Source organism: Prevotellamassilia timonensis, from assembly GCF_900106785.1.
Lineage (GTDB): Bacteria > Bacteroidota > Bacteroidia > Bacteroidales > Bacteroidaceae > Alloprevotella > Alloprevotella timonensis.
In genome coordinates this window covers 254,157-268,156 of the sequence record NZ_LT629841.1, presented here as the reverse complement: position 1 = coordinate 268,156, position 14,000 = coordinate 254,157, and the positions used below count along the sequence as shown (strand labels likewise).

Genomic DNA, 14,000 nt, shown 5'->3' with positions numbered 1-14,000 from the left:
CCTACCCTAACCCTCTAATCCAATTTCGGACCGAAAGACAAGTCGCCGGCATCGCCAAGTCCAGGCACGATGTAAGCCTGGTCGTTAAGGATAGGGTCGACGGCCGACACCCAGAGTGTGACATCGTCGGGGAACACGCGGCACAAGTGGTCAATGCCCTCTTGTGCGGCAATGGCACAGCAAATGTGCAGTTTGGCCGGTGTGCCGTGTGTAAGGAATGCCTTGTAAGAGAGTTCGAGCGAACCACCAGTGGCAAGCATGGGGTCCACCATCAAAAAGGTACAGCCGTCCAACTGCGGAGCGGCTATGTAGTCAACGTGTATTTTAATATCCTCGCGCTTGCCCTCGTCACGGTGAGCGGCCACAAAGGCCGAGTCGGCTTGGTCAAACGTGTCGAGAAATCCCTCGTGAAATGCCACACCGGCACGCAGCACCGTACCTACCACAATGCGGTCGTCGTAGGTAGGCACTTGTTTCACGCCCAGCGGTGTGGTGATGGCCTTTTCAGAGTATTGCAGCGTGCGGCTCACCTCATAGGCTGTGGCGCGGGCTATACGCTGCATGTTACGGCGAAAGAGGGTGCGGTTCTTCTGCACTTCCACATCGCGCAGCTGCGCCATGTATGAGTTTATAACCGAACTCCGTTCGCCCAGGTTTATTACTTTCATTTGTTGTTACTATTATAAGTTGTGGTATTAAATAAAAGGTGGTTATTAACCGCAAATATACTGCTTTCTGCGCAATTACGCTTGCTTTCCCCACTAATATGCTTGCAAATGGCTATGAACCAATGGGCTGATATGGCAATTATCGCTGCCCGGTGAAACGTAAACTTGCGAACGGACTCAAGCGCCAAACGCTACCTCTAATGGGGGCGACGCGTCTCGCGTCGGGAAAAATGCCATGCTCACACACAGAATAAAGGCTCACAAACAGCACGAATTACGCACCTGTCTGTGAACCTTTGCCTTAAATCCCGACGCGCGGGACGAGTATTGAAAATGCCCGACGCGAGACGCGTCGCCCCCATTAGAGGTAGCGTTTGGCGCTTGAGTCCGTTACGTTTCACCCTACAGCAATATATAACAATGTGCCAATATGCCAACAAGCAACGCTACGGCGTCTGCTCATTAACATATTGGCACATTGCCATATTAACTCATTAGCACATTATCCTACAACGGGAACGACATGCCAATGGCGATGTTGCTGTTGGCACGGTTGAGGGGAATGCCCTGCTTGCTCAATTTGCCAAAGAAGCGGTCGGTACCGATGGTAAAGTTGAAGTGCTTGGCGTGGAGACTGGCCACAAGACCACCCTGCACACCTGTGCTGGTAAAGCCCATGCTCAACGAGGCATCGAACCACTTAACAGGCGCCACGTTGGCCGAGAAACGACCCTGGTGGTAGCTGTGGCGACCCGCCATGCGGCTCTGATAGAGGAAACCGAAACGCAAGTTGCGATAAGCCGGCAGCGTATACTCGGCACCGAGGCTGAGGGTAGCAGCCAAAGCACGGGTGGCCGACTTCACACCATCGTCGTACACGGCAAAGGCATCGCCAAGGTCGTCGCCAAGGTCCTTAAACTGGTCGCCAAGGTCGCGGCCGTCCTTGTTGATGGGTATTTCTTCGCCATAGTTACCATTGCCAAAGCCTTCAAATTCCCAATGGCCGGCCGATGAGGCGTGCTGTGCATTGCTCCAGTTTATAAAGCCCAGGTCGGTAAGGGCTGCGCTCACCGTGAGGTCTTCCATCACCTTGTAGGTGGCACCCAAGTCAACGGCCATACCGAAGCCAGCCAAACCGCCCTTAAAGTCGCCAAGCTCCTTGATGCGGTGGCGCGGCAGTTCGCCGGGCTGCACATTCTCAACAGGCTCCGTCTTGTCCGACTGCTTGAACTCGGTTTTCATGATCGAGGCCACAGCCTGCACGTCGCCGCTCACCTGCCACTTGTCTTCGGCCAGCTGGAAACGCACGTCCTTGCCCGACACATCGGCATAAGCCAAACCAAAGAGGAACTTGAGCTTGCCGCCCACAGTCCATTTGTCGTCAATTTTGTGCGAGTGGCCCAAGCCCAACTCGGCATAGTTTTCGGTGCGCACACCCAGGTTGGTAATGTCGTACTCCTGGCTGCCGATGTTCTTCATAAACTCAAACAGCGTTTTGGGCAGACACAGATTGGTGTTGGAGCGCACATTGAGCTCTACCGAGTTGATGCCGCCAAAAGCCTTGAAGCCAAAGCCGAACAACTGATATTTGAGGTTAACCGAAAGGCGGTTCTTGTCCTTCAGTCCGCCAAGGAACTCACCAGCGTCCACATTGGGGTGCATAAAGGTGGTAAGGGTGTTGCCGTTCTCGCCGTAGCCCTGCCAGTCGGGCCCCATTTTATAAACAAACTTTTTCAGTCCGATGTTACCCGTTGTCCCCACGCTGAAGTCGCCCAGTGGCAATAACGGCATCGACACATACGGCTTGTCGAGCAAGGCAGGGTTGATGTCGTGGCGTGAGGTCGAAGAGTTCATGAAGTAAGTTGTGCTCACTTCGGTCTGTGCCGCAGCAGGCAGTGCCAGCATGGCGGCCAGTGAGAGTATATGACGTAGTTTCATATTGGTCAGAGTATTGTATTAGACTATGAAAGGGATTTAGTTGAAATCGGCAATCACACCCGCATGGAGCTTGATCTTGATATTGTTAAGCTTGAGGTACTGGGTAGACACCAACTTGTTGCTGCCAGTAGCGTCGGCATGTATGTTGAAGCACAGCTTGTCGATGCGGCTGAGCAAGTCCTTGTCATCAAGTTTGGCAGTAATCTTAATAGGTGTCATCACCTCTGAGCCACTGCGCTGCTTCACCTCGCCGTTCATGGTGTAGGTGCTGCCGTCGCCCGGAGCCACATGGGCCTCGGCGGTGTTGAACTCAACAGGCACCTCATTGCCGTCCACATCTACAGCCTTCAAGCCCACGAGCAGCTCGAGCGGAATGGTGTTGTAAGCATCGGCCATCACCTCGAGTGTACCAGTGGCGCTGAGGTCCTTGAGGTCGCTGTGCATGCTCTCGGTAGAGTCGTTGTACACCACCTTCAAGCCGCGGTCAAACTCAAATGGCACAAACACGCTGTAGTCGGCATCAACATGATAGTCGCGGCCAAGCTGCACGGTGTAGTACTCCTCCTTTACGTTGATTTGATTGTTCTTAAGATTTACCTCCAGGTAATCGGGCAGTTCGGTAATGAGGTCGCCAATGTTAGCCGTGTTCTTCACCGTGGCAGCACCGGCCTTGGCCCCTTCGGGGTCGTAGGGGGCATTGCCCTGATAGTAGTACACATAGTTGTCGCATCCCATGTTCATCACGCTCTTGTCAAGCTTTACTACCTTGGTGGTGGCACCGTTTTCAAAGGCGCCATTCTCCTTCACTGCCGTGAGCGTACCTCTCATGTCAATGCCCACGGGCAGTGTGCTCATGTTGGCATGGAAACGTATGGTGGGGTTGGTGGCCACAATGCGCACGTCCTTGTCCTGCAGGAAATCGGGCAGGTCGCTGCTCACGTCGATGCGCTCGTTGTCGGGATTGATGGCCGGATTGAATATACCCGTCACCTGGCTGATGTTGAGCACATTGTTGGGCACCTTTATGTCGAGGCGCACCGAAGCCTGGTCGCCCTCGTTCATGCTGAGCTCGCGTCCGGCACGGTTTTTAAAGTACACTTGCTCGGCAGTCATTCTCACCTTGAGTTCGTTGGGGGTCAGTTCTATGCCGCCATTCTCCACCTTGCCTTTATGTGTGGTTTGGTCGAGCGCCACCTTGTTGAGGTAGACAGAGCAAATTTCAGGATTGTTGCGGTTGTAGTTGTATGTGCCGCCGTTAAGAGTGTACACAAGCACATTGCCTTCTTTCAGTTCCCAGCCCGGAGCCACATCGGTCACACCGAGGAATTTGGGCAGATAGAGGCGGACATTTTTAAGGTGTGTCACACCCAGGTTGAGTGAGGCGGGTTGATTGGCCTCGGTCAGTGTCAAGGCCACCTTTGAGCGTTGCAGGTCGATGGTCTTAACCTGCTTCACGTCGCTCACATCCGTAATTTTGAAGTCAACCTCCTGGTCACCCTCGGCGCTGCCGTGCATCTCAAAGCCGGCCGGTATGGGCAGTGTGCTGCCATGTGTTACGGGTATGCCTTTATCTCTCAGCTGCTCGAATACATCGTTGTATTGAAGTACAGGCGTATTCATGTCGAGCTTGGTGTCGTTAAAACTGGTGGTCATGTTGTCCACCTTGACGTTGAAGTTTGAGGTGCCGTCCTTCACCAGGTAGTAAAGTCCGTTAGCCTCGGTTTTCACTGTTTCGTCTTCGTCAAGTATGTCGGCCAGTGCAATGAGGTCGGTATTGCCAAGTTTCACACCGAGTCCGTCGGTGTTGAGTTTCATGGTAAGGTCTACTTTATCGAGATCGTAGGAATCGTCAATGCAACCAGTGAACAACAGGGTTGTTCCGGCACAGAGCATTCCCGTTACCAATAGGTGCTTGAATAGTGGGTTTGCCATAATCTGTAGAGGGGTTATAGGTTTAAGTAATGTGTTTAATTGTCGCTATAAGTTCCGCAAACTAACTCGTATCATACTGGCAAGCGTATGCCTTTAGATGTAAATAAGTGTTTGCCTTATGCCACAAAGGTATGAATATTTATTGTTATTAGCACGTCTTAATCTGCTTTTTCTTAAAAATAATTTAGTTGGTGTGCATAAGTGGTCGAAAACACGGCATAGGTGGTAAAATATGGAAGTAGAGCGATGTTCATTCACGCCATGTGCCACTACCTGTCAACCGTTGCCCAATGGCCTCTGCCGCTCTGCCGCGTCACGGCACTGGCTGTGCCGATTTCCGGTTACGGGGGAGCGTGTTTTCTGTTACGGGGGAGCGGCATTCGGTTTGCTCCGACAGAAATACCGCCCTCCCGTAACAGAAAACCCGCTCGCCCCATGCCGTAACCGCGCGGTGGGGCACGGGGCGAAACACCCTGGTACGACCACATTGCCAACAAGGGGGCGAACGGTTTTTCCACACACCGGCTCATTCCCTCATATACTCACTATTCTATTTTCTTTTTTATTCTATAGATTAAAATTAAAGATACCTATGTTGGGTATATATGGCTGTGGAAAGTGTGCATAGTTTTTTAGCCCAAAATTTGGTCAGTAAGTTATCCCCGTTTTGCACGGGGTTACTCACATTTTTATCCACAGCCTGTGGTTGGGGCAAAATGCCTATTTATAAAGGTGGGTTGGCGGCATGTGGTGTGACTATTTCACACCCTGTTGAAAACTTTTAGGTGTACAAAAAAAGTTTGTGGAAAGTGGCCGAAAACTGTGGACTATGGTGGTGAAATACTGCGTAAAACGTTGTGAACTCGTGGATAACCATATTGGGCCATACGGCCATGCGGGGGCATAGGTTATCCCCACCCCTCTCCACAGCTTTTCCACAGTTTATGCACGGGGTTATCCACGGGGTTTTCGTAACTTTGCAGGCAAGACGGGTACGGACTGAAAGGCCCCAAGCAACGAACGCAAGCACTAATGGGGGCGACGCGTCTCGCGTCGGGAAAATATGCAGCTATTATTTAGTAGCGTTCGTATTTACCTCCTTTCTCTATCCCGACGCGGGACGCGTCGCCCCCATTAGTGCTTGCGTTTGTTCGCAGCGCGTTTTATTGACATCATCGGCTGCGGCTCAGCAATTCAAGCAAACTTGATTGCATTCGCCTTGCACGATGATTCAGACCGTGCGAACCTAAATCGGAAACTTCAATAATATACAAGCAATGCGAAAACTTACTGTTGAGGATCTTAACCGCATAGACGTTGACACTTTTAAGCAGGCCCCCAAGGTGCCGCTTGTGATGGTGCTCGACAACATACGCTCGGTGCACAATGTGGGCAGTGTGTTGCGCACGGCCGATGCCATGCGCATTGAGGCGGTGTATATGTGTGGCATTACGGCCACACCGCCTTCGGCCGAGATGCACAAAACGGCTCTCGGGGCCGAGGACTCTGTGACATGGCGCTACTACAACGACACGCTGCAGGCTGTAAGCGAACTCAAGGCGGCGGGCTACGTGGTGCTGGCGGTGGAGCAGGTGGAGGGCAGCCTTAAACTGGGTGCCTTCAAGTTCGACCCTTCAAAACGCTATGCCCTGGTGATGGGTAATGAGGTGAAGGGGGTACGGCAGGACGTGGTGGACGCTTGTGACCAGGCTCTCGAAATTCCGCAGTATGGCACAAAGCACAGCATGAATGTGAGCGTGACGGCTGGCATTGTGATGTGGGAGGCGACGAGCGCATATCGTTAATGTGGCAATGTGGTAATTTCTCAATTATTGCAGTCCGGTAAAACGTAAGCATGTGAACGGACTCAAGCACCAAACGCTACCACCCAACGCTACCTCTAATGGGGGCGACGCGTCTCGCGTCGGGGTAGAGAAAGGAGGAAATTACGAACTCTATTAAATAAATCTGCATATTTTCCCGACGCGAGACGCGTCGCCCCCATTAGTGCTTGCGATTTGTGCTGCCTAATGATGCCATTCTGTGATAAACTCAAGCACCCAACGCTACCACGCGTCGCCCCCATTAGTGTTTGCAATTTTTGGCAGCGCGTTTTTAAGCAACTTAAAATGTTCCAAGAAACGGCCTCGCTTTTGATGCCAATTTCTACAATAATTCAACACCTATTTCATGATAATCAGTTTAGACCTTGATGGTACGCTTACTAATAGCGAAAAGAAAGTAACACCGCGCACACGCCAGGCACTGCTCGATGCTGAGGCCAATGGGGCTGTGCTGGTGCTGGCTTCGGGACGCCCCACTTATGGCATTGCGCCGGTGGCCGAATGCCTCGAAATGGAAAAACGCGGCGGCTATATCCTGTCGTACAACGGCGGACAAATTGTGGACTGGAAAAGTAAAGAGCTTATCTATGCCAAACACCTGCCGGCACAGGTCATTCCGGTGCTGCACCAGTATGCGCGCCAACACCACTATGCCTTGCTGGGATATGTGGGACACGACATTGTGACGGAAATACCTGACGATGAATATGTGCACGAGGAGAGCCGTATTAACAATATGGCTATACGGGGTGTGGATAACTTGCTCGAGGCCATTGAGCCGCAACCTACCAAACTGCTCATGACGGGACCCCCCGACGACATGGTGCGTGCCGAGGTTGAACTGGCTGATGTGGTGGGGAATGACATGGAGGTGTTCCGCTCGGCTCCTTTCTTTCTCGAACTGGTGCCCAAGGGCATTGACAAGGCGCAGTCGCTCATGCGCTTGCTGAGCCTCATTGGTCAGCAGCCGGCCGACATGATAGCTTTTGGCGATGGCTATAACGACCTTTCAATGTTGCGACTGGCCGGCATCGGGGTGGCTATGGCTAACGCTGCCCCCGAGGTGCGCGCCGAAGCTGACTTTGTAACGCTCTCGAATGATGAAGACGGAATAGCGCATTATTTGGAGAGCCAGGCGGGCGCTGCTTGCTGATGTACACAAATGTGCAGATATAAAGATGTGCAGATGATATACAATTACATCATCTGCACATCTTTGTATCTGCACATTTGCTCGCAGCGCGAGCGTTGCTTACTTAAATATCACGCCATAGGGGTGAATGCCTGTGGCAATGCGCTTGCTGAATGCACCATTGCTGGTGTATACGTTGATGTAGCCGGGCTTGGCATAACCATTAGAGCCGTTGTCAGAGCAAACATAAATGTCGCCGTTGGCCGGGTTCACGTCCATACAGATGGGGGCAAAGGTGTACTCGGTGGTGTTGGCGGGAGTTTGCAGGAAATTGTTGCTCAACTGTGCGCCAGTGGCTGCATTGTACACACTGCTGCTGATGGTGGTGGTGTAAGTGCTCCAGTCGGTCACGGCATGGATAACATAGAGCAAGTCCTGCTTGCCCGTAGCGCGCGATGTGCGGTTTTGAGTGTTGGTGGCAATATAAGTACCGTCGCACAGTGCCGACACATTGTCGTTGGCATCAATCTTCCACACCTTGTTGGCGGTGTAGGGCGTGGTAACGTACACATTGCCCGAGTTGTCGGCAGCCATCTCCCAAGGGTCGGTAATGCCCTCGTTGGTGATGGACTTCACCTTGCTGAAGGTAGCCTCGTCAATTACGGCAATGGCCGAGTTGGCATAACCTGCGCCATAATTGTTGGCATCGCTACAAGCCACGTACACCTTGCCATTGGCGGCAGCTATGCCATAAGGGTTGGGGCCTACAGCCAGCGGGGCTGACTTGGTGTAGCTTGTGGTGTCGATGCGGGTGACAAAGCCGTCGTTGTTGCTGATGTACACATGGCCGTTGCTGGCGCATACTGCTTCGGGTTGGTTGGTTTGTACGCTGGCTATTACAGTGGCAGTGTTGGCGTCGAGCACCCATACGAGGTTCGAAGCATATACGGGCACATACATCTTTGATCCGTAGATGATGGGCTTTTGCGGTGCGTCGCCAATCAACTTGCCGTTAGCCTTGAAGAACACGCTGTCGGTTTTGGTGCCGTTTTGTGCAATGAAGTCGAGTGCACCGGCCACGTTGCCATAAGAGTTGCCTTGGTTGATAACGTACATGCCGGCCTCACCGCGCATGGGGTTGATAATGGAATCAGCAGGGGCAACGGAATCAGTGGGGGTAATTGGAGCTGGAGGAATAACGGGTGCGGGGTCATCTTCAGAACAAGCGGTGAAACCTACCGCTACGAGCAGCGCAATGGCTGCAAACTTGAGTTGTTTAAGCATAATTGATTTAATATAATAGTTGTGTTATTATTGTATTGTTGATATATGCGTTGTAGAATTTAGTAAACAAGTTGTCGGGTTTGCAGGTAAGTATGCCAAATATATTAAGCTCCTTACCATTCAGTAAGTAGTGTTGAACATACTTACTTGTCAACCTGTTAACCTGTCAACCTGTTAACCTGTCAACCTGTTAACCTGTCAACCTGTTAACCTGTTAACCTGTCAACTTGTTAACTCTTCAACTTGTCAACTCTTCAACTTGTCAACTTGTTAACTCTTCACCTTATAATTGGTATTTGATGCTGAGTCTGTAGGAGCGTCCGGGCATGGGGTAGCGCCCGATTACCTCATAGCGTTTGTCAAAGGCATTTACCAAGTCGGCACGCAAAGTGAGTTGTGAATGACGCAGTTGCAGTGTGCGGTAGATGGCAAATCCCCACTCTGCGTAGGCCGGCAAATTGGTGTTGGCTATATGCTCATTGTTACACCAGCGTAGTGAAGCGTACGACACACTGCCCACCACAGCCACCCACGGATTCTGCCAGGTGAGCGAGGCCGCCCCGCTGTGCACCGGGGTGTAAGCCAGTTGTTTGTGCCAGGTGGAGAGTTTGTCCGACGTGTGGTCGGTGCTGTGCTGAAGGGTGTAGTTGGCAGCCAGCAGCAAGGTGTGGCGTGGCACAGGTTGCCATGTGCTCTGCAGCGTGACGTCGAGTCCGGCGGTGCGCACATCGCCCATGTTGACCGTGCGCCACACAAACAGGTTGTAGGGCACCGACACAATGCGGTCGGCCACGCGGTTGTAGTAGCCATCGGCCGTAAGGGCCACCAGTGGCCACCACTTGCGGCTGGGAGCGGCCTGCATGGTGAGCCCTGCCGAGAGTTGGCGCGTGAGTTCGGGCTTGAGGGTGGCGGAGCCCAGGTGGTAGTAATAGTTCTCGGTGAAGGTGGGCATGCGGAAACTCTCCTTGTAGCCCGCCCTGAGGTAGAGCCATAGCGGTGCGCGCACTGCCAAATACGAGGCTGTAAGGCTTGGGGTGAGGCGTTGTGCGTTGGCCGCAGCCGTGCCGTGGCGCATGTGGTTCCAGTAGCAGTGCAGTATGCCGCGTGCCATCAGTTGCCAGCGCGCGGTGTGCAGTTGCAGCGCGAGGGCCTGCAGCCAGGTGTCGCGGCTCACGGCACGGTCGGTGGGCAGGTTGTTGTTCTGTGAGGCGTGTGAATAGTCGGTGGTGTAGGCTGCTTGCAGCCATGCCGTGAGGTGCAGTGCCGCCCCGGCTGTGGCGTATGCCTCGCGCTGCCAATAGTTTTGGTGCAGTGCGCCGCCGGGATATTGCCCCCCTATGTCGGTGTACTGGCTTGTTTGCCAGTTGTATTTAGCTGCCGCAAACACACTCAGCCGTTGCCACTGCTGCTGCCAGTGTGCCTGGCCAAAAGCCGTTTGCTCGAGCAGGCGCTCCGTGCCATTGTTCACATAGTAGTGCACCATGCCGGGCAGGTGGCGGTAGTTGTGGTAAAAGTAAGCTTTGGCGGTGACCATGCCCCCGTGGCTGAGTGTTTGCCTCACATTGGCCTCGGTGGTGACGCGCTGCATGCGGCTGTTGTTACGAGTGAGGTGTGAGGTGGTGAGTCCGTTTTTCAGCGTAAAGGGATAGTTGTTGTCGGCAAAGAAGTAGTTGCTGCTCACATTCATGGCAGTGCCGCTGCGCCATGCCTTGTTGAGCGTGAGGGCGGGTGCCCAGGTGTTGAACGAGGCATGTTGCAGTGTGGTTGTGGCGTGCCATCGGTGGTCGGGGTTGAGGCTCCAGGGAGTGTGCATGTTCACCACGGCAGAGGCCATGTTGCGTACAGGCACGAGCAGTTGTGCGTTGTCGAGCGTTTGCAGTTCAATGTCCGCCAGATTGTCAATGCAGAACTGTCCCATGTCAATTTGCCCCTGTCGCGTGTCGGTCACGGCCAGTCCGTCGTAGCTCACGGCCGTGTGTCCGGCTCCCAGTCCGCGCACGCTCACCGTTTTAAGTCCGCCGGCCCCGCCGTAGTCGCGCAGGTTGACGCCCGCCATGCGACGCAGCGCGTCGGCGGTGCTTGTGATGCCACGTCGCATGATGTCTGCCGAGTCGATGCGTTGCACGGTAACGGCAGTGGCCAGTCCGGCCACGCGCCGTTGGGCGGTGACTTCGGCAGTGCGCAGCGTGTCAGGCTCCGCCAGGGTGATACATGCGGATACAATAAGGGCTATCAATGCTTGATGTGTGTAGTGTGTTGGGTGATGTGTTGTAGCCAGCCCCTCCTCGGGAGCTTGGTCATACGTCACCGGCAAGTATGCTTGCCAGGGCCGGCGGCAGGTATTCTGGCTTATCCCCCGGCAACTCCGCCTTCCCACTTTGGTCGTGTCGACACAAAGCAGTGGCCACATTGGAGCGTCGGAACAAAGGGCATACAGCAGCGGGACTGCACGGGATTCACACCCGTTTCCCTAATCCGTCGGACTTATTGTGTGCAAAAGTAATAAAAATAAGTCAATGCGCTGGTGTGTTGATGTGGTAATGTGCTGACGTCGTAGCGTTGCTTGGCAGCCGCTAACGCGGAAAACAGAAGAACATAAGGACAGAAGAACATAAGTTGTGGAGTGTGTTAGCCGCTAACGCGGGAAACAGAAGAACATAAGGACAGAAGAACATAAGGCCGCTGTGCGGCTGACAGCCACGGACTGACGTCTGCGTGGCTCAAGAACATAAGGGCTGACGCCGAGGTGGAGACTTTTGTAGCGCTTACCGCGGGAACATAAGAACATAAGCTACATAAGAGACATAATTTGGAAGTCTGGGAACTGCGTTCCAAACTTTAAGAGACATAAGGGCTGACGCCGTAGCGTTAACTACTTGAGTAGTACTTGGTACGCTACGGCGTTAGCCCTTATGTTCTTGAGCCACGCAGACGTCAGTCCGTGGCTGTCAGCCGCGCAGCGGCCTTATGTCCTTATGTTCTTTTGTTCTTCTGTTTCCCGCGTTAGCGGCTGCCAATCAACGCTACGGCGTCAGCCCATTACCACGTTACTTCACTCTGCGGTTGAGTTGGTTATTAGCTTTTTCGCGTTTCGACTTGCCCACGCGTTTGCCCGTGGACTTCTTTTTGCTACCCGCCTTAAAGGCAAAAGGGTTGTGCGAGTTCTTTTTACGTTGCAGTACCATATATATAAGCGTTTTGGCGGCAAAAATAAAACATTTATTTGGTTATGTTGAAAGTATAGCCTACTTTTGTCCGTAGTAATTTACACACAACCTTAACTCACAGTAATCTTATATCCATGGAAACCTTACAAACTGTAGGCACATGGTTTGCCTCACCTTCGGGCCAGGTGGCCATCGTAATAGCAGTGTTTGCCCTTACCATTGTGGCCTTTATAGCCGACAAGGTGAGGTCGGACATTGTGGCGCTCAGTTCGCTCGCCCTGCTGCTTGTAACCAATGTGCTCACCCCCGGCGAGGCCCTGGCGGGCTTTTCAAACTCTGCCGTGGTCATGATGATTGGCCTGTTTGTGGTGGGCGGCGCCGTGTTTCAAACGGGTTTGGCGCGCACCATATCGGGACGCCTGCTCAAACTTGCCGGCACGAGCGAGGTGAAGCTCTTCTTCCTTGTAATGATAGTGACCAGCGTGGTGGCGGCCTTTGTGAGCAACACCGGCACGGTGGCCCTGCTGCTGCCCATCATTCTGGCCATGGCCAAAAGCGCCGGCACCAGTCCGACCAAACTCATGATGCCGCTGGCCTTTGCCAGCTCGATGGGTGGCATACTCACCCTGATAGGCACACCGCCCAACCTTATTGTCGACGGCTATTTGCGCGACAACGGACGCGAGGGCTTTGCCTTCTTCGACTTTCTGCCAATCGGCATCATTTGCTGTGCGGTGGGCTTTGCCCTGCTCTACCCCCTTTGCCGCTTTATGCTTGGCAAAAAGGCGCGTGAGGGAGCCGACAGCCGCACCGACAACTCGCTGGCCGACCTGCTGCACGAGTATCACATTGCCGACCTCGTGTTCAGACTCAAGGCTCAAAGCGGCAGCATGCACCTTGAGGGCATGACCGTGGGCGAGCTCGACATACGCCACCAGTACGGCATCACCATACTCGAGGTGCGGCGTGCCAACCACACCATATTCAGCTCAAGCATTCAGGAGGCGGTGACGGCCAACACCGTGCTGCAGGCCGACGACACCTTTTATGTGCTGGGGCATCGCGAACAGGTGGAGGCTTTTGCCGCCGACCACAACCTGTCGGTGTTTGAGGACGAGGAACGCGAGGGCAAGGCCAAGCTCGACTTTTACGAAATTGGGCTGGCCGAGGTGCTTATATCGCCCGACTCGTCGCTTATAAACCGCACACTGCGCACAGCCAACTTCAGGGAGCGCTTTGGTGTGAACGTGCTGGCTGTAAAGCGCCAGGGCAACTACTTGTTTGAGAATGTGCTCGACGCGCCCGTTAAAAATGGCGACATGCTGCTTGTGCATGGCGAGTGGAAGGGCATTGAGAGCATGGCTAAAAAGAACCGCGAGTGGATTGTGATAGGCTCGCCGGCCGAGGAGGCCGAGAGCGTGGCACTCGACCACAAAGCACCCGTGGCCGCTGTGATAATGGCACTGATGGTGGGCTGCATGGTATTTGCCGACCAACTGGGGGTGAAACCCGTGGCGGTGGTTATCATAGCGGGGCTGCTCATGGTGCTGACACGTTGTGTGCGCAGTGTGGACGCGGCCTATAAAATGATAGGTTGGGAGAGCATCGTGCTCATTGCGGCCATGATGCCCATGAGCACTGCGCTCTCTAAAACCGGCATTTCGGAGTGGATTGCCACCACACTGGTGGAGGGGCTGCATGCCTATGGCCCGATAGCCGCCATGGCGGGTGTGTATGTGGTAACTTCGGTGCTGAGCACCTTTATCAGCAATTCGGCCACGGCCATATTGGTGGCACCCATAGCCTGGGCTGCTGCCGAACAACTCGGCGTGTCGCCCACACCATTCATGATGACGGCTGCCGTGGCGGCAAGTGCCTGCTTTGCCACACCTATATGCACACCGCCTAACGCCATGGTGATGAATGCAGGACATTACAACTTTATGGACTACGTAAAGGTGGGATTGCCGCTGCAAATCGTAATGGGCATTGTGGCCATACTGGTCATTCCGCTCTTCTTCCCATTCTGATTACA

General features: G+C 53.7%; 9 protein-coding genes and 1 riboswitch. Of the genes, 3 read left to right on the top strand and 6 right to left on the bottom strand.

The genetic code is table 11. The features are described 5' to 3' along the window. Positions 1 to 14 precede the first annotated feature (14 nt). The 3 genes from upp to BQ5453_RS02830 all read right to left on the bottom strand — a co-directional run bounded on the left by upp (position 15) and on the right by BQ5453_RS02830 (position 4,538). Complete coding sequence (upp, locus tag BQ5453_RS02840; RefSeq protein WP_022102882.1) at positions 15 to 668, bottom strand: uracil phosphoribosyltransferase; 654 nt, start codon at positions 666 to 668, stop codon at positions 15 to 17. A 507-nt stretch (positions 669 to 1,175) separates the two neighbouring features. Beyond that, positions 1,176 to 2,606, bottom strand: coding sequence for a DUF5723 family protein (locus BQ5453_RS02835; RefSeq protein WP_071122052.1), 1,431 nt, complete (start codon positions 2,604 to 2,606; stop codon positions 1,176 to 1,178). Positions 2,607 to 2,642: 36 nt separating this feature from the next. Continuing rightward, positions 2,643 to 4,538: a hypothetical protein gene (locus BQ5453_RS02830; RefSeq protein WP_143033272.1), complete on the bottom strand. Its 1,896-nt coding sequence runs from the start codon at positions 4,536 to 4,538 to the stop codon at positions 2,643 to 2,645. 1,277 nt (positions 4,539 to 5,815) lie between these two features. Here BQ5453_RS02830 and BQ5453_RS02825 point away from each other — a divergent pair. Continuing rightward, positions 5,816 to 6,343, top strand: coding sequence for an RNA methyltransferase (locus tag BQ5453_RS02825; protein WP_071122050.1), 528 nt, complete (start codon positions 5,816 to 5,818; stop codon positions 6,341 to 6,343). A 385-nt stretch (positions 6,344 to 6,728) separates the two neighbouring features. Next, on the top strand, positions 6,729 to 7,535 hold the full coding sequence (locus tag BQ5453_RS02820; protein WP_071122049.1) for a Cof-type HAD-IIB family hydrolase: 807 nt from the start codon (positions 6,729 to 6,731) through the stop codon (positions 7,533 to 7,535). A gap of 99 nt (positions 7,536 to 7,634) precedes the next feature. Here the strand turns inward: BQ5453_RS02820 and BQ5453_RS02815 are convergent, their stop codons facing one another. From BQ5453_RS02815 to BQ5453_RS14425, 3 genes are all read right to left on the bottom strand, one after another. After that, positions 7,635 to 8,798 carry a YncE family protein gene (locus BQ5453_RS02815; protein WP_071122048.1) on the bottom strand — a complete coding sequence of 388 codons (1,164 nt, stop codon included), beginning with the start codon at positions 8,796 to 8,798 and terminating at the stop codon, positions 7,635 to 7,637. A 283-nt stretch (positions 8,799 to 9,081) separates the two neighbouring features. Then, complete coding sequence (locus BQ5453_RS02810; RefSeq protein ID WP_143033271.1) at positions 9,082 to 11,106, bottom strand: TonB-dependent receptor; 2,025 nt, start codon at positions 11,104 to 11,106, stop codon at positions 9,082 to 9,084. 29 nt (positions 11,107 to 11,135) lie between these two features. Then, positions 11,136 to 11,270: riboswitch (cobalamin riboswitch) on the bottom strand. Positions 11,271 to 11,845: 575 nt separating this feature from the next. Further along, the gene (locus tag BQ5453_RS14425) at positions 11,846 to 11,983 is read right to left on the bottom strand and encodes a hypothetical protein (RefSeq protein WP_022102998.1); all 138 of its coding nucleotides are present in this window, start codon (positions 11,981 to 11,983) and stop codon (positions 11,846 to 11,848) included. Positions 11,984 to 12,150: 167 nt separating this feature from the next. Between BQ5453_RS14425 and BQ5453_RS02805 the strand changes: the two genes are divergently transcribed. Next, a complete protein-coding gene (locus BQ5453_RS02805) occupies positions 12,151 to 13,995 on the top strand; it encodes an SLC13 family permease (protein ID WP_071122096.1) in 1,845 nt (614 codons plus the stop codon). Positions 13,996 to 14,000 lie beyond the last annotated feature (5 nt).